This is a genomic window from Pseudomonas sp. RIT357, assembly GCF_000632245.1.
GTDB classification, from domain to species: domain Bacteria; phylum Pseudomonadota; class Gammaproteobacteria; order Pseudomonadales; family Pseudomonadaceae; genus Aquipseudomonas; species Aquipseudomonas sivasensis.
The window spans coordinates 225,167-249,631 of record NZ_JFYX01000046.1 but is presented as its reverse complement, the minus strand read 5'-3'; the positions used below and the strand labels follow the sequence as shown (position 1 = coordinate 249,631).

The 24,465-nt window shown below is 60.4% G+C and carries 23 protein-coding genes and 1 riboswitch; of the genes, 7 read left to right on the top strand and 16 right to left on the bottom strand.

All coding sequences use genetic code 11. The features are described from left to right. Nucleotides 1-19: 19 nt before the first annotated feature. From cpdA to BW43_RS04805, 3 genes are all read right to left on the bottom strand, one after another. Entirely contained in the window at nt 20-835 is an 816-nt protein-coding gene (cpdA, locus tag BW43_RS04795) for a 3',5'-cyclic-AMP phosphodiesterase (protein ID WP_032890445.1), read from the bottom strand. Between the two features lie 98 nt (nt 836-933). Then, nucleotides 934-1,383: a DUF1249 domain-containing protein gene (locus BW43_RS04800; RefSeq protein ID WP_003171323.1), complete on the bottom strand. Its 450-nt coding sequence runs from the start codon at nt 1,381-1,383 to the stop codon at nt 934-936. Next, entirely contained in the window at nt 1,374-1,991 is a 618-nt protein-coding gene (locus tag BW43_RS04805; protein WP_032890443.1) for an NUDIX domain-containing protein, read from the bottom strand. The genes BW43_RS04800 and BW43_RS04805 overlap by 10 nt, the downstream gene beginning before the upstream one ends. A 192-nt stretch (nt 1,992-2,183) precedes the next feature. Here BW43_RS04805 and BW43_RS04810 point away from each other — a divergent pair, with 192 nt between their 5' ends. Further along, entirely contained in the window at nt 2,184-2,921 is a 738-nt protein-coding gene (locus BW43_RS04810) for an RsiV family protein (RefSeq protein WP_032890438.1), read from the top strand. On the opposite strand, the gene cytX is transcribed toward BW43_RS04810, so the two are convergent. Together cytX and thiC are read right to left on the bottom strand one after the other, a co-directional pair. Then, nucleotides 2,890-4,179: a putative hydroxymethylpyrimidine transporter CytX gene (cytX, locus tag BW43_RS04815; protein ID WP_032890436.1), complete on the bottom strand. Its 1,290-nt coding sequence runs from the start codon at nt 4,177-4,179 to the stop codon at nt 2,890-2,892. The genes BW43_RS04810 and cytX overlap by 32 nt on opposite strands. Before the next feature lie 144 nt (nt 4,180-4,323). Then, nucleotides 4,324-6,213 (bottom strand): phosphomethylpyrimidine synthase ThiC, encoded by a 1,890-nt coding sequence (gene thiC, locus BW43_RS04820; protein WP_032890434.1) that lies wholly within the window; start codon nt 6,211-6,213, stop codon nt 4,324-4,326. 147 nt (nt 6,214-6,360) lie between these two features. After that, nucleotides 6,361-6,466, bottom strand: a riboswitch (TPP riboswitch). Between the two features lie 196 nt (nt 6,467-6,662). Between thiC and BW43_RS04825 the strand changes: the two genes are divergently transcribed. Further along, nucleotides 6,663-8,102, top strand: coding sequence for a TolC family outer membrane protein (locus tag BW43_RS04825; protein WP_032890432.1), 1,440 nt, complete (start codon nt 6,663-6,665; stop codon nt 8,100-8,102). Nucleotides 8,103-8,224: 122 nt separating this feature from the next. Here the strand turns inward: BW43_RS04825 and waaA are convergent, their stop codons facing one another. Then, on the bottom strand, nt 8,225-9,502 hold the full coding sequence (gene waaA, locus BW43_RS04830) for a lipid IV(A) 3-deoxy-D-manno-octulosonic acid transferase (protein WP_032890430.1): 1,278 nt from the start codon (nt 9,500-9,502) through the stop codon (nt 8,225-8,227). A gap of 23 nt (nt 9,503-9,525) precedes the next feature. Further along, complete coding sequence (locus tag BW43_RS04835) at nt 9,526-10,416, bottom strand: LysR family transcriptional regulator (RefSeq protein WP_032890428.1); 891 nt, start codon at nt 10,414-10,416, stop codon at nt 9,526-9,528. 97 nt (nt 10,417-10,513) lie between these two features. On the opposite strand from BW43_RS04835, the gene BW43_RS04840 reads away from it, so the two are divergent. From BW43_RS04840 to BW43_RS04855, 4 genes are read left to right on the top strand one after another with little or no spacing between them, the layout of a single operon-like run. Beyond that, entirely contained in the window at nt 10,514-10,849 is a 336-nt protein-coding gene (locus BW43_RS04840; RefSeq protein WP_032890426.1) for a multidrug efflux SMR transporter, read from the top strand. A 55-nt stretch (nt 10,850-10,904) separates the two neighbouring features. Beyond that, entirely contained in the window at nt 10,905-12,080 is a 1,176-nt protein-coding gene (locus BW43_RS04845; RefSeq protein WP_032890424.1) for an FAD-binding oxidoreductase, read from the top strand. Next, a complete protein-coding gene (locus tag BW43_RS04850) occupies nt 12,077-12,889 on the top strand; it encodes an aldo/keto reductase (protein WP_032890423.1) in 813 nt (270 codons plus the stop codon). Before BW43_RS04845 ends, BW43_RS04850 begins: the two co-directional genes overlap by 4 nt. A gap of 41 nt (nt 12,890-12,930) precedes the next feature. Further along, nucleotides 12,931-13,890: a hypothetical protein gene (locus BW43_RS04855; RefSeq protein WP_032890421.1), complete on the top strand. Its 960-nt coding sequence runs from the start codon at nt 12,931-12,933 to the stop codon at nt 13,888-13,890. 52 nt (nt 13,891-13,942) lie between these two features. On the opposite strand, the gene BW43_RS04860 is transcribed toward BW43_RS04855, so the two are convergent. From BW43_RS04860 to BW43_RS04885, 6 genes are all read right to left on the bottom strand, one after another. Beyond that, a complete protein-coding gene (locus BW43_RS04860) occupies nt 13,943-14,878 on the bottom strand; it encodes an NAD-dependent epimerase/dehydratase family protein (RefSeq protein ID WP_032890419.1) in 936 nt (311 codons plus the stop codon). Next, nucleotides 14,871-16,295, bottom strand: a complete 1,425-nt coding sequence (gene hldE, locus BW43_RS04865) for a bifunctional D-glycero-beta-D-manno-heptose-7-phosphate kinase/D-glycero-beta-D-manno-heptose 1-phosphate adenylyltransferase HldE (RefSeq protein ID WP_032890418.1) — start codon at nt 16,293-16,295, stop codon at nt 14,871-14,873. Before hldE ends, BW43_RS04860 begins: the two co-directional genes overlap by 8 nt. Nucleotides 16,296-16,398: 103 nt before the next feature. Then, entirely contained in the window at nt 16,399-17,007 is a 609-nt protein-coding gene (gene cysC / locus BW43_RS04870) for an adenylyl-sulfate kinase (RefSeq protein ID WP_032890416.1), read from the bottom strand. Beyond that, on the bottom strand, nt 17,000-17,704 hold the full coding sequence (locus BW43_RS04875; protein WP_032890414.1) for a sulfotransferase family 2 domain-containing protein: 705 nt from the start codon (nt 17,702-17,704) through the stop codon (nt 17,000-17,002). The genes cysC and BW43_RS04875 overlap by 8 nt, the downstream gene beginning before the upstream one ends. Before the next feature lie 153 nt (nt 17,705-17,857). Then, the gene (gene msbA / locus BW43_RS04880) at nt 17,858-19,666 is read right to left on the bottom strand and encodes a lipid A export permease/ATP-binding protein MsbA (protein ID WP_032890412.1); all 1,809 of its coding nucleotides are present in this window, start codon (nt 19,664-19,666) and stop codon (nt 17,858-17,860) included. A gap of 9 nt (nt 19,667-19,675) precedes the next feature. Then, on the bottom strand, nt 19,676-20,854 hold the full coding sequence (locus tag BW43_RS04885) for an O-antigen ligase (RefSeq protein ID WP_032890410.1): 1,179 nt from the start codon (nt 20,852-20,854) through the stop codon (nt 19,676-19,678). 147 nt (nt 20,855-21,001) lie between these two features. Here BW43_RS04885 and BW43_RS04890 point away from each other — a divergent pair, with 147 nt between their 5' ends. Continuing rightward, nucleotides 21,002-21,568 (top strand): toluene tolerance protein, encoded by a 567-nt coding sequence (locus BW43_RS04890; protein ID WP_177326457.1) that lies wholly within the window; start codon nt 21,002-21,004, stop codon nt 21,566-21,568. Here BW43_RS04890 and BW43_RS04895 read toward each other — a convergent pair. From BW43_RS04895 to BW43_RS04905, 3 genes are read right to left on the bottom strand one after another with little or no spacing between them, the layout of a single operon-like run. Then, entirely contained in the window at nt 21,557-22,654 is a 1,098-nt protein-coding gene (locus BW43_RS04895) for a glycosyltransferase (protein WP_032890406.1), read from the bottom strand. The genes BW43_RS04890 and BW43_RS04895 overlap by 12 nt on opposite strands. Nucleotides 22,655-22,692: 38 nt before the next feature. Beyond that, nucleotides 22,693-23,457, bottom strand: coding sequence for a glycosyltransferase family 2 protein (locus tag BW43_RS04900; protein WP_032890404.1), 765 nt, complete (start codon nt 23,455-23,457; stop codon nt 22,693-22,695). Between the two features lie 50 nt (nt 23,458-23,507). After that, the gene (locus BW43_RS04905) at nt 23,508-24,464 is read right to left on the bottom strand and encodes a glycosyltransferase (RefSeq protein ID WP_032890401.1); all 957 of its coding nucleotides are present in this window, start codon (nt 24,462-24,464) and stop codon (nt 23,508-23,510) included. Between the last annotated feature and the right edge of the window lies 1 nt (nt 24,465).

Sequence of the window (24,465 nt, the reverse complement as noted above, 5' to 3'; positions counted from 1 at the left end):
CGCAGTTTACAGGTAAATCTCAGTAGCCGTTGCTACCGTAATCCACCGTAAACGCGAACCCGACCAAGCGCTCTACCCCGGTCTCCAGCCGCCCGTCGGCATGCAAACGCAACCAACGATACCCCGGCGCCTGCTCACTGACCTTGAAGTCCTCGCTGCCCGGCGCGAACTGGATGCACGTAGACGGCGACGCTAGCAGGCGCACGCCATTACGTTCGCGGTCGATTTCCTGGTGCACATGCCCCCAGAGCACTGCCCTGACTTGGGGAAAGCGGTCCAGCACGGCAAACAACGCTTCGGGATTGCGCAGGCCGATGGGGTCCATCCACGCACAGCCGAAAGACACTGGGTGATGGTGAAAGCACACCAGATGATGACGGCCGGGGGCTTCACTCAGGGCTTGGGCCAGCAATTGCAGTTGCGAGTCCTGAAGGTAGCCTGGCACCGAGCCCGGTACGGCAGAGTCCAGCAGTGTGATGCGCCAGTTGCCCACATCCACCACCGGTTCAAGCAGGTCGCTGTGCGCAGCGGCGTGCGCCATGATTTGCGGCTCGTCGTGGTTACCGGGAATCCAGCGGGCAGGGGCGCCGATGGATGCGGTCATGTCGCGAAATTGCTGGTACGACTCCAGCGTGCCGTCCTGGGACAAGTCCCCGGTAGCCACTATCAGGTCGATTTGCGGCTGTTGCTGGCACACCAACTCAATTACACGCCGCAGGCTCTCACGGGTATTCATACCCAGCAGCGTGCCGTCGGCCTCGGCAAACAGGTGGCTGTCGGACAGTTGCACCAGCAACGCCGGCGCATCGGGGTTCACGGTGGATACGCTCGGCAAGGCGCTCTCCCAAGGCAATCACAGGAATAGACAACTGGGGCGATTATGCTGGGGCAGAACGCAAAGAGGAAACCCAAGGAAGCAGACGCAGTTCACATCTACCGCACGACCTCAAACTCATGACCCAGAGCCAGGCAATGGCTCAACCACTCGCCGAGGAACACATTGAGCTGTGCTTTCTCATCGGGCTGGTGCATGAACACATTTGGGTAAGGATAGATGCTGCGGAAGCGTCGTGCATGTTCGGCGCTGATCACTTCGGCCATGCGGGCGTCGTGGTAAACCTGCACTTCCAGTTGCGGCACCGGCAGCCAAGGCAGGCTGTGCTCCTGACGAACGCGCAGGGTGGTGGTGTACGGACAGTTGACGATAACTTCCAGGGCCAGTACGCCGAGCATTTGGTCGCCATGGGTTACGCCGATGCGCCGTGCCTCGGGGGCGTGGCGCATATCGGGCAACAGGCGCATCAACCGCGCATAGTTGGCTTCGCAGGCGGCTTGCAGCCCGATCAGGTCGACTCGATAACGTTCCCGTGCCTTTACTGCCATAACCCCCTCACTTCCGCGCGATTAAGCGCAAGCCATTGCAGGGCGATAATGCTGGCTGCGTTGGAAATCTTGCCGTCGCGCACCGCTTGCAGGGCATCTTCGAAGGCCCAGACGGTGACGCGGATATCTTCTGCCTCTTCTTCCAATCCATGGACACCACCTGCACCGGCGCTCTCGCAACGGCCCAGGTACAAATGCACAAACTCGGTACTGCCACCGGGCGACGGGAAATACTTGGTAATCGGCCACAGCGCGGAGAACGTCAGCCCAGCTTCCTCCTCGGCTTCGCGGTGTGCAACCTCCTCCGGCTCTTCATCCTTGTCGATCAGGCCCGCGACCATTTCCACCAGCCAAGGGTTGTTGCTGCGGCCCATGGCGCCTACACGGAACTGCTCGATCAACACCACTTCATCGCGCTGCGGGTCGTACGGCAAGACACACACCGCGTCGTGACGGACGAAGACTTCGCGGTTGATCACCCGGCTCATGCCGCCATCGAATTTTTCGTGGCGCAGTTGCACGCGATCAAGCTGGTAGAAGCCCTTGTAGGCATTGTCGCGCTGAACAATTTCGATTGTGCTCGGCGTCGATTTTGCTGTGTCCGTCATATCCCTTCCTCGTTATGCCTGAGCAATTCGCGCCATCCTAACGCGCTCCCGCCCTCGGATGCAGCCCCTTTCCGGTTGCCGGGATAGACGGCGGGCGTCAAACTCACTCTAATCAGCTTAGTGGCGAACTGACTGCCTTGCTGGTAGTCGAAGCTGCACAATTTCGCTCTTATCGATAGACGAAGGACACCCATGTCGCTTTTAAAAATCGCCTCCGTGGCCTGCATCGCCTTGACCCTCGGCGCCTGCCAAAGCTTGTTCCAACCCAACTGGCGTACCCCGCTGGAAGCCACCCGCGACACCACTGAACAAACCCGGCCGGGCTGCGCCAGCGCCGATTGCGCGCTGGTGAATATCGACACCGTGCACTTCGCCAAGGAACCCAAGCTGGACGCGCTGATCGAACAGCGCCTACTGGAAATGACCGGCGCCAACCCGCTGCCGACCAGCCTTGAGACCTATCGCGAGCAATTCCTGAAAACCGCGGCCCCAAGCAACAGCATGTATTTGCAGGCCAAGGTACGGGAGCAGCATGACGGCTTGGTGATCATCGAACTGTCCAGCTATCTGGACCAGGGCGCCACCCATGGCGAGCCGGGCCGCGCATTCATCAACTATTCGCGCCAGCAGCAAAAGGCCCTCTCGCTCACCGACATGCTACTGCCGGGTAAAGAGGACGCCTTCTGGAAAGCCGCCCAAGTGGCACACAACAGTTGGTTGATCAGCACCCGCCTGAGCCTGGAGCCGGAGTTTGTGAAAACCTACCCCTTCCAGAAAACCCCGAACGTTGCGCTGACCTATGGTGGCGTGGTCCTCAAGTACCCCACCACCACCATCGCGCCGTATGCCTTGGGCCATGTCGAGTTGCAGATTCCCTACTCGCGCCTGGACGGCATTCTCAAGCCTGAGCTGGTACCCGCACGCCGCTGAAGGCCCGACCCAGGACGAACTGCAGCAGCCCTGCCAGCACCAGCGCCGGCAGGGTTGCGCCGACATCCGGGTACAGATTGGCCAACAGATGGTAAGTGGCAATGCCACCTAACCAGGCCAACAGCGCCGGCCAACGCAGGCCGGCAACCACACCCTGACCACGACGGCGCAGGATGAAATGATCCACCAGCACCACGCCGAACAACGGCGCAAACACTGAGCCGATCAATAGCAGGAAGTTCTGGTACTGGGCCAACGGCGCGAAACAGGCGATCAAGGTGCAGATAACACCGATCGCCAACGCCAGATGCTCGACTTTCAAGCGCAACAGAACCCCGCTGGACACCGCCGCCGAGTGAATATCGGCAAAAGCATTTTCCGACTCGTCCAACAGGATCAGCAGCAGCGGAATCCCCAGGCCGGCGCCAGCCAAAGCAAGGAGCAGCGCGTTCACTTCACCGCTCGGCGCAAATGCCAGGGTGTAGGCCACGCCCAGGCTCATCAGCCAGAAATTACCGATAAAGAAGCCCACCGCGGTGCCGCCGAACACGCTTTTAGCGCGCTTACCGAAACGGGAGTAATCGGCAATCAGCGGTAACCAGGACAGCGGCATGGCGATGGCAATATCGAAGCCCACGGCGAACGGCATCGAACCATCACCGACCTGAGCCCATAGCGCGGCCAAATCAGCCTTGGCGAACAAGTTCCAGGTGAGCCACAGACAGGCGGCGAGCAGCAGCCAGATGCCCCATTTGCGCAGGATCTGACGCACAAAGGTCAATGGACCGCTGACTGCCAGCAGCGTCGCCAAGCCGCCGAAAAACAGCGTCCACAGCAACGGGCTGGCCAGCAGGCTGCCCTCGCTGAATGCTCGCGTACCCAACAGGCTGGCCGCATCGCGCATCACAATGATTTCGAATGAACCCCAGCCGATCAACTGCAGCAAGTTGAGCAACGCGGGCAGGCTCGCGCCTTTGGCACCGAGGCTGAGCTTGAGCGCCGCCATGGCGGACAGGCCGGTGTCGCTGCCGATCACGCCGACGGCGGCCAGCAACAACACGCCGACCAGAGTGCCGAGGAAGATTGCCAGCAATGAACCCGACAGGCCCAGCCCCGGCGCAAGCAAAGCGCCGGTTTGCAGGACCATCAGGCCAATGCCGAGGGAGAACCATAGGGAGAACAGGTCACGGGCGCCGAAGACACGTTTGTCTTGGGGGACTGCGATGTCCGGTGAGTAGGTGCTCGGTTGAATGTTCAAGGGTGTTATCTCTGAGGGGCATGTGTTGTTTGAAAGATTGCTATCGGGGGCAAGCCCCCTCCCACATTTTGAATGGCGAACACGTTCAAGTGTGGGAGGAGGCCTGCCCCTGATGAGGCCCTTAAAAGCACCTGCAACCTCGGATCAGACCTTCTTATAAAGCTGACTACCTTCCTGCTTGAACCGCTCCGCCTGCTCCGCCAAGCCCTTGGCCACGTCCACATCCACCGCTTCAATGCGCTGGTTGGCCGCGTATTCACGCACTTCCTGGGTGATTTTCATCGAGCAGAATTTCGGCCCGCACATTGAGCAGAAATGCGCGACCTTGGCCGAGTCCTTCGGCAGGGTTTCATCGTGATAGGAGCGCGCGGTATCAGGGTCAAGGCCGAGGTTGAACTGGTCTTCCCAGCGGAACTCGAAGCGCGCCTTGCTCAAGGCGTTATCGCGGATCTGCGCGCCCGGGTGGCCTTTGGCAAGGTCGGCGGCATGGGCGGCGATCTTGTAGGTGATGATCCCCGTCTTCACGTCATCCTTGTTCGGCAGGCCCAGGTGTTCCTTGGGCGTGACGTAGCACAGCATGGCGCAACCGAACCAACCGATCATCGCCGCACCGATACCGGAGGTGATGTGGTCGTAACCCGGCGCGATGTCGGTGGTCAGTGGGCCGAGGGTGTAGAACGGCGCCTCGTCGCAGCACTCCAGCTGCTTGTCCATGTTCTCTTTGATCAACTGCATCGGTACGTGGCCGGGGCCTTCGATCATGGTTTGCACGTCGTGCTTCCAGGCGGTCTTGGTCAGTTCGCCCAGGGTTTCCAGCTCGCCGAACTGCGCGGCGTCGTTGGCGTCGGCAATCGAGCCGGGGCGCAGGCCGTCGCCGAGGGAGAAGCTGACGTCATAGGCCTTCATGATTTCGCAGATTTCGTCGAAATGCGTATAGGTGAAGTTCTCTTTGTGGTGCGCCAGGCACCACTTGGCCATGATCGAACCGCCACGGGACACGATGCCGGTGACGCGCTTGGCAGTCAGCGGCACGTACCGCAGCAGCACGCCGGCGTGGATGGTGAAGTAGTCGACGCCCTGCTCGGCCTGTTCGATCAAGGTGTCGCGGAACAGCTCCCAAGTCAGGTCTTCGGCGGCGCCGCCGACTTTTTCCAGGGCCTGGTAGATCGGCACGGTACCGATTGGCACTGGCGAGTTACGGATGATCCACTCGCGGGTTTCGTGGATGTGCTTGCCGGTGGACAGGTCCATCACCGTGTCCGAGCCCCAGCGAATGCCCCAGGTAAGTTTCGCCACTTCTTCTTCGATGGACGAACCCAAGGCGCTGTTGCCGATGTTGCCGTTGATCTTCACCAGGAAGTTACGGCCGATGATCATCGGCTCCAACTCGGTGTGGTTGATGTTGGCCGGGATAATTGCGCGGCCACGGGCGATTTCTTCGCGCACAAACTCGGGGGTGATGATTTTCGGCACGCTGGCACCGAAACTGTGGCCGGCGTGTTGCTGGTCCAACAGACCACTGGCGCGGGCTTCTTCGAGCTTCATGTTTTCGCGGATGGCGACGTATTCCATCTCGGCGGTGATGATGCCTTTGCGCGCGTAGTGCATCTGGGTGACGTTGGCGCCGGCCTTGGCGCGGCGCGGATTTTTCACATGGGCAAAGCGCAGTGCGGTCAGTTCGGCATCGCTCAGGCGCTGCTGGCCGAAATGCGAGCTGAGGCCGGACAGGCGCTCGGTGTCGCCGCGTACTTCGATCCACGGCGAGCGCACATCGCCCAGGCCTTTACGCACGTCGATGATCACATTGGGGTCGGTGTACGGGCCGGAGGTGTCATAGACCACCACAGGTGCGTTGATTTCACCGCCAAAGTCGGTAGGGGTCACGTCCAGGCTGATCTCACGCATCGGCACACGAATGTCCGGGCGAGTGCCTTGCACGTAGATTTTTTGCGAGCGGGTAAACGGCTGCACAGAACCGGAGTCGACCTTGGCCGATTCACTTAAATGCACAGTGCTTTTTAGTTTTGTAGTCATCACGGGCTCCAACTTATCCAGGCGGTGGATTTTTGTCGGAGCGAACCTGTGACGGATGGACGCACTGAAACCAGTGCTGTGCTTGGCGCACGAGGACTGTTCGATTGTCGAACAGCATCCCGGACGAAGCACAAGAGGACTCGCCGGGTGACGAGAAATCTTGTTCCCTACGCAGGCGTTAACCTGATCAGGTTCAACGGGATCCGGTATTTACCGATCTCAGCCTTCCAACAAGGCACCCCGACAAGAACGCGGCCAGTCTAGACCATGGCGTGGGCAAATTGCCAACAGTGGAGCATTCAGCGTGATGAATGGCGCAATTACAAGATTGTTGTGCCGGGGTCGCGCCACTACACTCGGATGCCGCCTCAAGGCTTGACGCCAGAAATGACCAGCCGTAGCCTTGGGCGCTAAATTATCGTCGTAATATTCACACTAGGGATCGCCTCATGCTGCGCAAACTTTCACTGGCTGTTGCCGTGTCTTGTGCGACCAACGGAATGGTCTGGGCAGCTGAAGCGCCCTTGTCTGCCAGAACCGATCTGGTCAGCGTCTATCAGGAAGCGGTGGATAACAACGCCGACCTGGCCGCCGCCCGCGCCCAATACGGTGCGCAAAAAGAAGTGGTACCCCAGGCACGCGCCGGGTTGCTGCCGAATCTGTCGGCTGGTGCCGATATCAACAATGTGCGCACCCAGATCGACACGCCCTCGGCCACCGCCAACCGTGACGCCCATTCCTGGCGCGCGACCTTGAGCCAGCCACTGTTCCGCGCCGACCGCTGGTTCCAGTTGCAAGCCGCCGAAGCCGTCAACGAGCAGGCCGCATTGCAACTGTCGGCCACCGAACAGAACCTGATTCTGCAGAGCGCCGAAAGTTACTTCGCCGTGCTGCGCGCCCAGGACAACCTGGCCTCCACCAAGGCCGAAGAAAATGCATTCAAGCGCCAACTGGACCAGTCCAACGAGCGCTTCGATGTGGGCTTGTCGGACAAGACCGACGTGCTGCAATCCCAGGCCAGCTACGACACCGCTCGCGCCAACCGGATCCTGGCTCAGCGCCAGGTGGAAGACGCCTTTGAAGCGCTGATTACGCTGACCAACCGCCAATACAACTCGATCCAAGGCATCGTGCACACGTTGCCGGTGTTGCCGCCGCTTCCGAACGACGCCAAGGCGTGGGTCGAAACCGCTGGCCGCCAAAACCTGAATCTGTTGGCCAGCAACTACGCCGTCACCGCCGCTGAAGAAACCCTCAAACAGCGCAAGGCCGGTCATGCGCCGACTCTGGACGCAGTGGCGCAATACGAAAAAGGCGACAACGACGCGCTCGGTTTCAGCAACCCGAATGCCTTCGGCACGCCGTATCGCGGCGACGTCGAGCAGCGCACCATCGGCCTGCGCCTGAGTATCCCGCTGTACAGCGGCGGCCTGACCAGCTCGCAAGTGCGTGAGTCCTACTCGCGTCTGGGCCAGACCGAGCAGCAGCGCGAGGGCCTGCGCCGCCAGGTGGTGGAAAATACGCGCAACCTGCACCGCGCGGTGAACACCGATGTGGAACAGGTGCAAGCGCGCCGCCAGTCGATCATCTCTAACCAGAGCGCGGTGGAAGCCACGGAAATCGGTTACCAGGTGGGTACGCGCAATATCGTCGACGTGCTGGACTCACAGCGCCAGCTCTACTCGTCGGTGCGCAACTACAACAACAGCCGCTACGACTACATCCTCGACAACCTGCGCTTGAAGCAGGCGGCGGGCACCTTGAACCCAGGGGACTTGGAAGACCTGGCACGCTACCTCAAGGCGGACTACAACCCGGACAAGGACTTCCTGCCGCCAGACCTCGCCAAGGCCGCTGCCGAACAACTCAAGGCCCGCCCGGGATACTGAGCACACTACAAAACAACTGTGGGAGGGGGCTTGCTCCCGATAGCAATCTTTCAGGTCAGTCGTTTTGACTGACACTCTGCTATCAGAAGCAAGCGCCCTCCTACCTTTGGATCGGCGCTGGGTCAGCGAGCGATCAATCGGCCCAAACCATCCAGCAACCGCTTCAGCGCGCCCTGATTAGCCTGCATCACTTTGAGCCCCGCCTGCGCCATTTTGCGCGCATCCTGCGGCAGTTCGAACAGCTGTCGCACGGCTTCGGCCAACCCTTCAGCGTCATCCACCTCACGCAACGCACCCGCTTCGCGCATCATCGCGGTGATTTCGAGGAAGTTGAACACATGGGGCCCCATGATCACCGGCTTGGCCAGTGCCGCCGGCTCCAGAGGATTGTGCCCACCGGTCGCCACCAGGCTGCCGCCGACGAAGGCGCTGTCGGCGAGGGCGTAGAGAAACAGCAACTCGCCCATGGTATCGCCGAGCAGCACTGAGGTTTGTGCGCTTACGGGCTCGCCTGTAGAACGGCGCACCGTGGCAAATCCTTGCTGCTTGCACAGGTCGAACATCGGGCCGAAGCGTTCCTGATGACGCGGGACCAGAATCAGTAACGCGTTGGGATAGTGGCTGAGCAACTGACGATGAGCGGCCAACACCACTTCATCTTCACCTTCGTGAGTACTGGCGGCGATCCACACGGGACGCTCGCTGGCGCCCCATTGCTCGCGCAAGGCGGCGGCACGCTCAAGTAGCTGCGGGTCGATGGTCAGGTCGAACTTGATAGAGCCGGTCACTTCCACAGTCTCCGGCCGCGCGCCCAGGCTCAAGAAACGTTGGGCCTCGGTGTGCGTCTGCACAGCAAACAAGCTCATTTCAGCCAGCATCGGCGCCGTCAGCTTGGCGAAACGCCCATAGCCCTTGGCAGAGCGCGCCGACAGCCGCGCATTGGCCAGCGCCACCGGAATTCCGCGCTGGGCGCAGGCGTGGATATGGTTGGGCCACAGTTCGGTTTCCATGATTACCGCGAGCTTGGGCTGCACGCGATCGAGAAAACGCTTGGCGGCGCACGGCAAGTCATAGGGCAAATAGCAGTGCTGGATACGCGGCTCGTTGGCGAACAACGCCTGGATCCGCTCGGAACCGGTGGGCGTCATGCAAGTGACGGTGATCGGCAGCTGTGGATAACGCTCCAGCAGCCCACGGATCATCGGCGCAGCGGCAATGCTTTCGCCCACTGACACGGCATGCACCCAGATTCCGCCAGGCTGCATCACCGGCAAGCCATAGGAAAACCGCTCGCCCACGCGCCTGGCGTAGGCCGGTGCCTTGCGCGCGCGCAGCCACAGACGTAAAGCCACCAACGGCAGCGCCAGGTAAAACAGACAGCTGTAGAGAGTTCTATTCATGGCGGCGGAGTTTATCCACTTTTTCAATCAATCGCCCGCAGGCACTCGGCAAAACGTTCGGCAAGGAAACGCGCAGCAGGCCCAAGGTGCTCGTCGCGACGCCATACCAGCTCCACGACCAGGGCCGGCGGCGTCCATTCGCTGTCCAGCTCCACCATTTGTTGCTGATAGGTCGGGTATTGCACGATATGCCGCGGCAACCAGGCCCAGCCCAGCCCACTCATCAGCCATTCGGCCAATACGTAGAAACTGTCGGCGCGCCACACCAGCGGACTGGCTGCTTCGCTGCCGGGGTAGACACTGGTCTGAGTCGACATCAACAGCTGCCGGTACTGGGCCAAGCGCTGGCACGTCACGTACCCGTCCTTGGCCAGCGGATGGTTCACGCCGCAGACGGTGACCATTTCCACACTGCCCACCACGCGCCGCTCAAGGGCCTCGGGAATCTGGTCGTGATAGAACAACAGGCCCAGGTCTGCCTTGCGCTCCACCAATTTGCGCGCCACGTCGCCTTGGGCGGCACTGGACAGTTGCACTTCCAGCAACGGGTATTGCACCGCCAGCGCCTCAAGGCTATCGAGCACCGGCTGGAACAACATTGCCTCGTCCTGAGCCAATCGCAGGCAAGCTTCTTCACCACGGGTCAGTGACAGCGCGCGGCCATTGAGCCGCTCACATTGGCGCAACACTTCGCGTGCTTCCTCCAGCAACACGCTACCGGCTTCAGTCAGGCGCGGCTGGCGCCCGCTGCTACGCTCAAACAGGCTCACCCCCAAGTCCGCTTCCAGCAATGCAATCCCATTGCTTACCGCCGATTGCGCCTTGCGCTGCCCACGCGCCACCGCTGAAAACGAACGCTGCTCGGCGACGTCGACAAATAGACGCATCTGTTCAAGATTCCACTGCATGGCCAACCCATCTTCAAATCGGATAGGTAATGACTTTACCCCATCTGGTAAAGCCCTAAAATGCCGACCTTATCAAGTGCGCTGCACACCGAGGATTGACGCCATGAACCCTGCCTACTACTACCTGGCTATCGCCATTTGCTCGGAAGTGATCGCTACCGTCTCGATGAAAGCCATCAAGGGTTGGAGCACGCCGATCCCGTTGTTGCTGGTAGTCGTCGGGTACGGCGTGGCCTTCTGGATGCTGACGCTGGTGGTGCGCACAGTGCCGGTGGGTGTGGCCTACGCCGTGTGGGCCGGGATGGGTATCGTGATGGTCAGTATCGCGGCGCTGTTTATCTATGGGCAGAAGCTGGATGTCCCGGCGATGCTGGGGATGGGGCTGATTGTACTGGGCGTGGTGGTCATCCAGTTGTTCTCGAAAACCGCCGGGCACTGACCGCTACTCAACAGCCTGTATACTGCGCCTCTTGTCTTGAACACTGAGGTCGCCCATGCCATCCGTTATTTCCACCGACGTTCTGATTGTCGGCGCCGGGGTTGCCGGCCTCTGGCTGAATGCGCGGCTGCGCCGCCAGGGGTTTTCCACGGTGGTGGTGGAGAGCGCCACCTTGGGTGGCGGGCAAAGCGTGAAGTCCCAGGGGATTATTCACGGCGGTGCGAAATACGCCCTTCATGGCGCCCTTACCGGCGCCTCCGAAGCGATTGCCGACATGCCGCGCCGCTGGCGTGAAGCCTTGGCGGGCAACGGCGAACTGGACCTGTCGGGCGTGCGTTTGCTGTCCGAAGCCCACTACCTGTGGTCCCCCGGCACCCTCGCCGGCAACCTCACCAGTTTTTTTGCCAGCAAGGCCGTGCGTGGCCGTGTCGATCAGGTCAAGGGCGACGACCTGCCACCGGCACTGCAAGACCGCCGCTTCAAGGGCAAGGTGTATCGCCTGGCCGAGTTGGTGGTTGATGTACCAAGCCTGATCGAACGCCTCGCGCAGCTTGCCGGTGACGGCTTGCTTGCTGGTCAACATATCGAACCGTTGCTGGACGCCAACACGCTGGTGGGCTTGAAGGTGGATGGCCGTGAAATCCGCGCCCAGCGCATTGTCTTGAGCGCTGGCGGCGGCACCGCTGAACTGCTGAGCACCCTTGGCCTGAACAATCCGGCCATGCAAAAACGTCCACTGCATATGATCATCGCCAAAGGCCCAGGCCTGAAGCCGCTGTACGCTCACTGTCTGGGCGGCGGCACCAAGCCACGTATCACCGTGACCACCCACCCGGCTGCCGATGGCAACTGGGTGTGGTACATGGGCGGTGATATTGCCGAGGCCGACGGCGTTGCACGTACGCCCGAGGAACAAATCGCCACCGCCCAGAAAGAACTCGCGCAATTGCTGCCCTGGATCGACATGAGCCAAACCCGCTGGGCCACTCTGCGCGTCGACCGCGCCGAACCGCTGCAATCAGGCCTCAGCCGTCCCGACAACGCCTTTGTCGCCGACGAAGGTCGCCTGCTGGTGGGCTGGCCGACCAAACTGGCGTTGGCGCCTGACTTCGCCGATCGCGTAATTAACAGCCTCGAACGTGACGGCATCCGCCCAAGCGCAGCTGAACCGCTGCCGGACCTGCCAAAACCCGCCCTCGGCGTTCCAGCTTGGGAGCAACTGTTGCCATGAGCCTGCCAACTTTGCACGACCTGCATCGCCCTTTGGGCAGCACCGGCATTCTGGTATCGCCGCTGGGCCTGGGCACCGTCAAGCTGGGCCGCGACCAGGGTGTTAAATACCCCAACGGTTTCCAGATTCCGGATGACGACGAAGCGCGAATGCTACTGCGCCAAGCTCGTCAGCTTGGCATCAACCTGATCGACACCGCGCCGGCTTATGGGCGCAGCGAAGAACGCCTGGGGCCGCTGTTACGCGACCAACGTAAGGATTGGGTGATCGTCAGCAAGGTAGGCGAAGAGTTCGAAAATGGTGTCTCCCAGCACGATTTCAGTGCCGCCCACACTCGGCTGTCCATTGAGCGCAGCTTGAAACGACTTGAAACGGATTTTATCGACCTGGTGCTGGTGCATTCCGATGGTAACGACCTGCACATCCTCAACGAGTGCGAGGTCTACCAGACCCTCGCAGAGCTGAAAAAAGAGGGCAAGATTCGCGGTTTCGGCTTCTCCGGCAAAACCGTCGAAGGCGGCGTGAAGGCTCTGGAACAAGGTGATTGCGCGATGGTCACCTACAATTTGAACGAACAGGCGGAGAAAGCCGTCATTGATTATGCAGCGGCCCATGGCAAGGGCATCTTGGTCAAAAAGGCGCTGGCCAGCGGCCACGTTTGCCTGGAGCCCGGAATGGATCCAATACATGCCAGTTTCATGCTGTTGTTTGCGCAAACCGGCGTCGCCAGTGCTATTGTCGGGACCATTAATCCGCTGCACCTGGCCCATAACGTGGCGACCGCTGCCAAGGTCATTCGTCAACTCTGATGCCGCCCACGCGGCCGACCCCGTCGCAAAAAGGAGCCGACATGCCGCGAACGCTCATAAGAAAAAACCCCAGCAACTTTAAAACACTGCCGCTGCACGTCGAAGCCACCCCTGAAGGCCTGAGCTATCAGAGCGTGGGCATGCCGCTCAACTTCGCCCAGACCCTGCAACGGCGCAAGCCGGTGGAGGTGGCAGACTCGGAACGTTTCGTGCTGGAACTGGCCAACCTCGGCGTGTCGGTACGCTTGACCCTGCACTGGCAAAACCGCGATTACTGGGTGCTGGTGCGCCAGCGTCGCCAGGACCGTGGTGATGTGGTGCTCAAGCTGATCTCCGGCTACGTCCCGGCCCACGAGCTGAACTTGCCACTGCACACCGCCATCCAGGAAATTGCTGAAGAGTGCCTGCTGGAAACACCCGAAGGCTGGCTCGGCGGGCGCTTCAATGACACCTGGCTGCCGGCGCCCTACTCCGCGGCGCTGCATTACCGCGAAGCGCTGCCGTTTCGCCTGAGCCCGCTATCCGGTGCGGCCCGCCCGGTGCGTTGCGCCACCACCCAGTTGATCGAACGACCACGGGCCTATGTGCATTTGCCCACGGCATCGCTGCAATTGATCTACGACCTTCGCCTGGAAGTGCCGAAGGAAGCCAAGTCGCTGAGCCTGTTCCATGTGGATGAGCGCCTGGAAGGCGACCAGTTGGTCGCGCGCCTGGACCGCAAGCGTCCGGACTTGTACCTGATGCCGCTAAAAGACGGCCAGCCCCTTCCTGAGTTGTACACGGTGAAGAAAGACCAACTGTACCCGGCCAGTACGCGCGGTTTGTACCTGGCGGAAAGCTTCGCCCAGCAGGAAGGCTGGCTGGTGCGGGAAGAGCGCATTCGCTGGAAGGATTGGCTGAGACAGCAAGGTCTGGCGGAGCCGGAGAAGGAGTCGAAGTTGAAGGGATTGGCGCGGCGCGTGTTGCGCAAGATCGTGCCGAAGAAAAAGGCCAAGGGCTAAACTGCAATCTAAATGTGGGAGAGGGCTTGCCACTCCCACATTGAATTGATGGTTAGCCGTTAAGCAGTCGTTCCAGGCCGACTTTCAGCGGGGTAGGTTCCGGCAACATGAAACTCGCCAACAACCGCTGGTTGTTCGCCCGTGAATGCCGAATATCCCCCGACCGCGCCGGCCCGTAAGTCACGGATGGCAAGGAGCCCACCGCTTCTTCCAGCGCCTGCAGCACTTGCTTGAGCGTAGTGGTACGGTTCCAGCCCACGTTGATCGCCCCCAAAGGAGCCTGCGGCGCTTCGATCGCCTGCACCAACACGTCAACCAGGTCTTCCACGTACATGAAGTCGCGGGTTTGCTCGCCATCGCCAAACACGGCAATCGGCAAACCCTGCTGTGCACGTTCGCTGAAGATACTGATCACGCCGGAGTATGGCGACGACGGGTCCTGGCGCGGCCCGAAGATATTGAAAAAGCGGAAAATCACCGGCTCCAGACCATGCTGGCGGCGATAGAAATCAAAGTAGTGCTCGCCGGCCAGCTTATCGGACGCATAGGGCGTCAACGGCGCCTTGGTAGTCTCTTCGTCAATCGAAGCACCTTCGCCGTTGTTGCCATACACCGCTGCGCTGGATGCAAAGACCACGCGCTTGACGCCTGCCTTGCGCATGGCTTCGCAGACATTCAGGGTACCGACGAAATTGCTCTGGTGCGTGCTGACTGGATCATCCACCGAGGCCTGCACGGACGCGACCGCCGCCAGGTGCACCACCGCCGTTGCGCCAACAGCGGCACGCGCAACCAGCCCGGCATCGGCGACATCACCTTCGAGCAGCTCGACAAGCGGGTTGTGCAACGGCAGGTTGCTGCGTTTGCCTGTGGACAAGTTGTCCAGCACACGCACCGCGTAGCCCTTAGCTAGCAAGGCATCCACGAGGTGCGAGCCAATAAAGCCCGCGCCACCGGTGATCAGAACCAACGGATCAGACTTACTCATTATTGCGGATCTTTTCGACAATCGCCGTGGTCGAGCTGTTCTCAACCAGACCCAACACTTTGACCTTGCCGCCGTAGGCGCTGACGATATCCGCACCGACCACCTGGTCGACGGAATAGTCGCCGCCCTTGACCAGAACGTCCGGCTTGACCTGAGCCAGCAGATTTTCCGGGGTCGCTTCAGGGAAACTGATCACCCAGTCCACTGCACCCAACCCAGCCAGCACGGCCATGCGCCGGTCGACGCTGTTGATTGGACGGCCAGGGCCTTTCAGGCGGCTGACCGAAGCGTCGTCGTTGACCGCAACGATCAGGCGATCGCCTTGGGCGCGCGCCTGCTCCAGATAAGTCACGTGGCCGGCGTGCAGGATGTCGAAGCAGCCGTTGGTGAACACAATGCTTTCGTTATGCGCGCGAGCGTCGTCAATCGCCAGCAGCAATTGCTCGATGGTCAGCACACCGCGCTCCGAGCCTTCGGAGCGTTGGATGGCGCGGCGCAGCTCAGGTGCGCTGATGGCAGCGGTACCCAGTTTGCCGACCACGATGCCCGCCGCCAGATTGGCCAGGGCCACGGCGTGAGGCAGCTCTTCGCCGGCCGCGATGGAAGCGGCCAGGGTAGAAATCACGGTGTCTCCGGCGCCGGTGACGTCGAACACTTCACGGGCCCGCGCCGGCAGGTGCATCGGCGGGTGGCCTGGACGCAGCAGGGTCATGCCGTGCTCGCCACGGGTTACCAGCAAGGCACCGAGGTCGAGATCGGCCATGAGTGCCGCGCCTTTGGTCACCAGTTCGTGCTCATCGGCACAACCGCCGACGATGGCTTCGAACTCGCTGAGGTTCGGCGTGATCAGGCTGGCGCCCCGGTAAATCGAGAAGTCCTTGCCCTTGGGATCGGCCAACACCGGGATGCCCTTGGCCTTGGCGGCCTGGATCAGCACTTGGTGATTCTTCAATGCGCCTTTGCCGTAGTCGGACAGCACCAGCACCTTGATGCCTTCGAGCAACTCGTCGACCTGACCGCTGAGGGCCAAGGCGTCGGTGGCGAAGGGTTCTTCGAAATCGATACGCAGCAACTGCTGGTGACGGCTCATGACCCGCAGCTTGACGATGGTCGGCTGGTGGGCAATGCGCTGGAACAGCGCACGCACGCCAGCACCGCGCAGGCTGTTGGCCAGGCTGTCGGCGGCTTCGTCGTCGCCGGTCACACCCACCAGGGAGGCCGGGGCGCCGAGGGCGGCAATATTGAGGGCAACGTTGGCAGCGCCACCCGGACGGTCTTCGATTTGCTCGACCTTGACTACCGGTACCGGCGCCTCAGGGGAAATCCGTGAGGTACCGCCATGCCAGTAACGGTCGAGCATGACATCGCCGACCACCAAGACAGGGGCTTGATCGAATCGCGGCATGGACAACTTCATGGAGCAACCCACATACAAAATGAACAGGGGCGCGATATTAGCACAGGGTGAGCGCTGCCTAGTTCGAGAGCTTTATCCGCAATGCGCCATGCGCCAAAACTGGTTATTTTTTAAACAAAACCGCCAGGATCTGCTCAACGGCATCGGCCAGCTCGACCTCATCGGTGTTGATCTCACAGTCAGCCGCGCTCGGCGCCTCATAGGGGCTGTCCAAACCGGTGAACGCTTTGATACGCCCATCCAACGCCGCTCGGTACAAACCCTTGGGGTCACGCCGAGCACACACGTCGAACGGCGTGCTGACGTAAACCTCAAAGAATTGCCCCGGCCCGAACAGCGCCTTTGCGGTTGCTCGGTCGACGCTGAACGGCGAGATCGCTGACACAATCACAATCAATCCCGCATCGACCATCAACCGCGCTACTTCGCCAATGCGCCGGATATTTTCCTTGCGCGCCGCATCGCTCATGCCCAAGTCATTGCACAACCCCGTGCGCAAATTATCGCCATCGAGCACAAAGGTGTGCCGGCCCTGCTCGTTGAGTTGCACCTCAAGGGCATTGGCCAGGGTCGACTTGCCGGAACCGGACAACCCCGTCAACCACAGGCAGCACGGCTGTTGATGCTTGAGCGCGGCCCGTGCCGCCGCCGACAACGACAGGGCAAAGGGACGAATGGCAGCGGACTCACTGGCAAGCGACTGGTTATTCATAACCCAACACCTCGTAATCACGCTTATAGGCGCGCCTGACCAAACGGCGCGTACGCACCGAGCAGAACGCCCTGACCGGCTCGCTGCGCCGCCCCAGTGAAATATTCAGATGTGGCAGGGATGAGGTCACGCCGAGGCGCTCGCACAGGTGCTGGAAATCTTGTTCCAGCGATTCCTGACGGCCGAGAAAATCCATAGCCATCCCGCCCAGGTGATCAACCAGAAAGTCGGTCTGGGGCGCGAAATGCAGTTGGCGGCGCAGGTTGTCCGGGTGCAGCCAGCCGGCCACAAATTGGTCGAAGTCACGGTAGCTGCTGACCAGTGCCTGGGCTTGCACGTCGCGGGCACCCATGTGGTTGCCGCGCAAGTAGGTGTAGGCCGAGTAAGCCCGCTCCAGCGGGTCACGCACAAAGGCAAACTTGAAACTGCGCTCGCAGTGTTCGGGAAACTGCTGCTGATACCAGTAATACGGCAGATGCCCCGGCCAGCGGCCATCAAGAAGCGCCGAGCACACGCTGCTGCCGGCGCATTTTGGCACATGGATAAACACGCATTTGTGTCGCTCGAACGCGGGATTAAGGGTGATCACCCCAGACAGGGATTTGTTCACCGCCTGACGGTCAACCACCGACAAACGCCCCAGCAGAAACACCCTCTGGTGCTTGGGAAGCATTTTCCAGAACAGACGTTGCAACATTCCATTACCCACGCAAGAAGGTTAGCCCTCTCGTTCGTCATTCGAATCGAGAAGGCCAACATAACAAACGATAGGCAACGAATTATTTGGCTTTGGTCAAGCCCTGTAAGGAACTCGATACAAACAACGGGGCGCATTGCGCGCCCCGTCGGATCAGGTGATGTTGTTCGCGACCGGCTCGTCCAGCCCCATCGCATGCAACCGCGAGTAGTAGCCGCCTTTGGCGAGCAGTTCGACATGCGTACCACGCTCGACAATTTCACCGTGGTCCATCACCAGAATCAGGTCGGCTTTCTCGATAGTGGACAAACGGTGCGCGATCACCAGGGTGGTGCGACCTTTCATGACCTTATCCAACGCAGCTTGAATGTGCCGCTCGGACTCGGTATCCAGCGCCGATGTCGCCTCATCCAGGATCAGCAGCGGGGCATTTTTCAGCAGGGCCCGTGCGATTGCCAGACGCTGGCGCTGACCACCGGAGAGCAGCACGCCGTTTTCACCGACCTCGGTGTCCAGGCCTTTTGGCAGCTCCGAGATGAAGTCCATGGCGTAGGCATCGGCCGCAGCTTTCTCGATGTCGGCACGCGGCGCGTCGGCCAGGTCGCCATAGGCGATGTTGTTGGCCACGGTGTCGTTGAACAGAGTCACGTGCTGGGTAACCTGGGCTACATGCCGGCGCAGGTTGCGCAGGCGGTAGTCTTCAATCTCGACCTCGTCCAGCAGGATTTCCCCGGTTTCATGATGGTAGAAACGCGGGATCAGGCTGGCCAGGGTCGACTTGCCGCTGCCTGAGCGGCCAACCAGAGCGATCATCTGCCCAGGGGCTGCGCTGAAGCTGATGTTCTTGAGCACCTCGCGTTCAGTACCTGGGTAAGTGAAGCTCAGGTTGCGCACGTCCAGGCGACCGCTGACGCGATCACGCTCCACGGTACCGCCGTCGACTTCAGGCACTTCATCCAGCTGTTCGAAGATGCTCTCGGCACCCGCCACGCCTTTCTGGATCGTCGAGCTGACTTCCGACAACTGGCGGATCGGCTTGGGCAGCAGGCCCGCCGCGGTGATGTAGGCAACCAGATCGCCCGCCGTGGCGTCACCGCGCAACAGCAGGACCAGGAACATCAACACAGCCATGGCCGTGTAGATCACCAGCTGCAGCATCGGCGTATAGACCGCACCGGTCTTGTTCATGCGCAATTGCTTGTCGGTGTTGCCCTGGCTAGCGGCGGCAAAGCGACGCTGCTCATAGTCTTCGCCACCGAAGCTGCGCACCACACGGTAGCCCTGGATGGTCTCGGAGGCGACGTGGGTCACGTCACCCATCGCCACCTGGATCTTCTTGCTCTGCTTGCGGAATTTCTTGCTGGTGCTGCCGACCATGATTGCGATCAGCGGCAGGATCGCCAGCATCACCAGGGTCAGTTTCCAGTTCATCCACAGCAGGTAACCGAACAGGAACACCACCGTCAGGCCTTCGCGGATCACGACCTTGATCGCATCCGTGGCAGCGCCGGTGACCATGGTCACGTTGAAGGTGATGCGTGAGATCAGGTGCCCCGAGTTATGGGTATCGAAGTAGCGGTTAGGCAGCACCAATAGCTTGTTGAACAGCTGGACCCGCAGGTCATGCACCAGCCCCAAGGAAACCTTGGCCAGGTAGTAGTTGCCCAGGAAAGACCCGAGGCCTTGCCACGCGGCGATCAGGATGATCAGCAGCGGCACGGCCATCAGCAACTTCAGGTCCTTGAAAAACGGAACCTTGGGCAGGAACACCACATCGGGATTGCTCAAGCCATCCACGAAGTACTTGAGAATCCCGGCGAGCATTGGCTGGGTCGAAGCAAAGATCACGAAGCCCACGATACTCAGCAGGAACATGCCGAGGTACGGTTTCACATAGCCCAGCAGCCGGAAATAAATTTTCAGGCTGGATTCCTGGTCCGCTTTGGGCGGTGCGTCACTCATGTGTCGAGCTCACTGATTGGGTAGGACGCGAACTTTATCACACACGTCGGGTTTGGCCCGCGCCCAGACCAAAACACTGGCCAGCGCAACCGGCAACCAGGTGATGAACCACTCGGCCCGAGGAGTGCCTGTGAGGCTTGCCGCATCGAATTGCATCGCCAGGGACGAGAACACCCACATGCCGATAATGCCCTTGCCGTACGGGGTGTCGCGCATTTTCAAGGCTTGCCACAGCACGCCGAACCATACCGCCGACCACAGGATCAGGCCTGGCAGGCCCAACTCGATGCTCACATGGGTGAAGAGGTTGTGGGAGTGATCGAAACGGTAGTCCCCCCAGAACAGGTTGTAATCACCACCCAGGCCCAGGCCCGTCCAGGGACGCTCGCTAATCATCTGCACCGCTGCCATAAAAATCTGCGGCCGGAACGACGCGCCACGGGATAGCATCAACGACTGCATCGACAGGAATACCAGCACTGCCGCCACCACTGACGCAATGGCAATCAGGGTGCTGCGCCGGTCTCGGCACCACAGCGGCATGGCCACCACACTCAAAAACAGGGCCAATGCGGCGCCGCGGCTTTGGCTGGCTACTACAAACAGGCCGAGCAAGCCGATCGCCGCCATGCAGGCCACTTGCATCCAGCGCTCACGCGGCATCCAGTGCAGCAACCACACGGCAGCCAGACCAATCACATACGCGCCCAGGATCGGGTGAGACAACTGACCCAGCCCTTCAAGACGCGCGTACCAAACGTTCCCTTCCATGCCATAGAACTTGATCATGGCCAGCAGCGACGACAAGGCAAGACCAAAGCCTCCCCACTGCATCAAACGAATCACGCGCTGGGGCTGTGCTTCGGCGAGTATCGGAAAGAACAACAGGAACACGCCGATATAGAGCAGGCGCTTGGCCTCGCGGGAGCCGTCTTCGGCATTGGTCCACCACAGGCTGATCAAGCCCCATGCCGCCAGCGCGGCGAGTGCCAGACAGATCCAGCGCTGAGCGCGCCAGACTTGTTTGAGTTGCTCACGGGCAGACCAGGCAAACACCAGCGCCGGCAGCCACAGAAAGAGCGCCAGCCCCTGTTGATAAACTTTGTTGGTCGGCGCGAACGCTATCGCCAGCAAAAACCACAACAACCCAAAACACATCCATCCGCGCGCCCAACGACCTGCTTGCATCACCCGCTCCTAATACGGCCAACCTGCCAACCTGGCATGGTTAAAACTAAAAACTTTCGGCATCATTGCCGACCACTGTGCCCGTGACTCCAACAAGGCTTTCCGACGATGCAATGTTCAAGGCTCCCCCAAACCACGCTAAACACGATGATTGAAGGCGCCAGAATCCTGGAAAAGGACAGCTACGGGCCCAAAGTCTACCTGCTGACGGACGGGAACATTCTTAAACTGTTTCGTCGTAAACGTTTTTTTTCGTCGGCACTGTTGCGCCCCTACTCCAAGCGCTTCATCGATAACGCGGTCAAGCTGCAAGAACGCGGTATTCCAACCCTGACCGTCCTTGAGTACTTCCAACTGGACGCTGCAGGCATGACCGCTGTGCTGTATAGCCCGCTGCCGGGCGAGACACTGCGCCAGATTGCCAACAAAGAAGGCTTTGACTGGGAGCAGAACCTGGACCCGCTGGTGGCGCTGATTCGCCGCTTGCACACTGCCGGCATCTACTTTCGCTCCCTGCACCTGGGCAATATCGTCGTCACGCCGGACAACCAGATGGGCCTGATCGACGTAGCAGACATGCGCTTCCTGCGCGCGCCGTTGAGCCCGGCACTGGCGCGGCGCAACCTGCAGCATTTCGCCCGCTATATTGCGCGCGAGAAGCTGAACGAACGCTTTCCAATGCAGGCACTGGAGCAAGCGCTGCTAGGTGCATGAGAACAGACGCCGGGTGGTTTCACTGAATTCATTCCAGGCTTGCTCCGGCGCCAACGCCCGCGACTGAGCCTCGACAACCTCCTCACCCGAACTCGCGAACGCGCGGGTCAGGAGCTCGCCCCAAAACGCGGCATTGTCTGCCGGGGCGTACCAACCGGCATCCCCCAGTTGCTCGCGGAACACTGCCAGTTCACTGGTCAGTACGGGCACGCCGACCATCACCGCCTCTTGCAGAATCAACCCCAGGCCTTCTTCCGTCGAAGGGATGGCAACCCAGTCAAACGCCCGGTAAAGGCTGGCCGCATCAGGCAGATGCCCAGGCAGCGACACTTTGTCCTGCAAGCCAAGCGCTGCAATACGTGCCTCAAGCCCGGGCCTCGCTGGCCCTTCGCCGAGGATCACCAGGCGCGCATCGGGCTGATCAGCCGCCGCACGGGCAAAGGCCTCCAACAAGCAGGCAAACCCCTTGCCGTCTACCAGTCGACCAACCGCACCCACTACGGGAGTGGCAGACAACGGCAAGCCCAGACGGGATCGCGCCTGCTCACGGGAAAGCGCCGCAGCGCGAAAAGCGGCCGGGTCAAAGGCGCTGCGCAGCACCGTCACTGGCCGTTGCAGAGAACGCTCCAGCGAGTGTGCGAGGGTTTTCGAGACGGCCGTCAGCGTCAGTTGGGACGCCGGGAATTGATCGAACAACTGTTGATCTGCACGCCGCAAGCGCGTGGCACCATGAAAAATCACCACCGCACGCACGTTCGGTAAACGCTTGAGCACGGGCAAAAGCACCCGCGCAACACCGACCCCATCAAGAAGCACAACCTGTACATCCTCAGGCAGGGCCTTCTGGAAGCGTGCACGCATCAAGGGCATCAACCATTTCCAGAGGTGCCGCCCCTTGAGCCTGGCGGAAGAGAGGTTCCACTCCACGGCCTGTTCAACCAGGCCGTCACTCGAATCAGCACTGCCTTGAAGCAACCAAGTGTGAATCGGTACGCCGCTGTCGGCGCGGGACAGTATCTGCCGATGAACCTTCTGCACCGAAGCAAATGCAGAACCACCGGCCCACATGATGTTGAGAATACTCATCGCAAAACCTTATGAGGCGTTGTTGTCGCGTGTTGGAATTACCAGGGAATCGCCCACCCGATAACCAGCCCCAGGCTCAGCATGACTGCCAGCTTCACCCGCTCTCTGCGCTTACGCCGTGCTTTGGTCGCGCGCTCTTCTGATGTCGACACATGCAAGCCAAAGCCAGTGTGCAACACCGCATCGCCTTCCAGGGTAACGGCAGGCAGATTCAACTGGGCGTACCGCTTGGAAAGCCCCTTCTCACCCTCGAACCCGGAGTAAGGTGCGCACAACCAGTACTCCTTGATACGCCGCAGGCCGGGGTTGAGAGAAAACCCCTGCCATTCAGGTTTCTCAGACAACAACGGATAACACGGCACGCCACCAATCACCTCGCGTGGCCCACGGTGGATATAGGGGCTGTGCACCTGCAAATCGTAGACAAAGTTACGCAACCAGACTTGCAGGATATCGGGACGCTGCTCCAGCACCACCTTGGAATCTTCGACAAACCCAGGCCGGTAAAACGCCCAGTCATCTTCGCAATGGAAGATGTAGGGGGTTTTGACCGATCCATAGGCCAGGTCGATGGAAGCCAGTTGCCCAAGCTTCGGACGGTTGATCAAAAAAGTGCAATGACTGTGCCAGTGCTCGGGAATCGCGAGACGTACCGCTTCATCGCCAGAGTCTTCAGTAATGAAGACTTCGCGTATGTCTGCGGTATTGAACAGGTCGAAGCTCTCAAGCGTACGCTTCAACAAATCGAAGCGACCGCAACTGGTCACGACGAGGGTTATGTCGCTCTGATCGGAGAATTGCATTCAAGTCTCGATAGGTTGTTTAGCCATCATTGGCTGCCATGCGTCCGATGTCACACGCCCAGTTTCAGGCGCAGCGTTTCCAGCAAACTCAGTGGAGCACGCGGCCGCAACGGCGGCTTCAGGGCTTCGACAATACGCTGCCCGATGCGCGCAAAGCTGAACTGGCTGACGGCGAGGTCTTGCCCGTTGCGCGAAATCTCTGCAGCCAGTTGCGGGTTGGCGCGCAGTTGCGAGAGCTTTTGCTGCAACTGTGGAATGTCCTTGTAGAACACCACATTGACCATGTCCTTGAAGCCAAGGGCCTCGTTCTCCGCAGCCCCTTGGTCAAACGCCAGCAGCACACACCCGCAGGCCATGGCTTCGAAGTTCTTGATCATGTACTCGCCCATGCCCACGTCGGCGCTGACGAAAAAGCGAATCCGGTTGAGGGTCGCGCAGTACTCCTCACCCGACTTGGTGCGCGTGACCACCAAAGGCTCAACCCGTGCCAACTCATCGAGCAGTGCTTTGCGTCCGCTATAGGCCACGCTGTTGGTGCTGCCGACAAATGCCAGCTCGATGTCGCGCTCAAGTCCCTGGGGCTGCAACAGCGCCTGGTCGTAACCCTTGGGCACAAACACCGCATCAAAGCCTTCGGCACGCAGGCGCTCGGTCACCATGTGGCCCGAGCTGATCACCCGTGCCCAGGGCAAACGACGGTAGTGGGCACTGAATTTACCGGTGTACTTGCAGGGAATGTAGTTCTGGTAGGCATCGTGTTCGAGGATCACCAGATTCGGGATCGTACGGATGAACCCGGCCTGGCGGATTTCCTGCTTGAAGCGCAGGAAGAACACGATGCGGTCATAGCGCGTCACGTCGACTTCGCGCTTGAAGTAACCGCGCAGGTTGCGCTGCTCATCACTGCTCAGCCAGCGGGTATCACACTCGCAGTGCTCGGCAATGCCTTCGTACAAGCGATCCAGAATCGCACGCTGCTCTTTCTGCACCAGAAATAAAACTTTCATG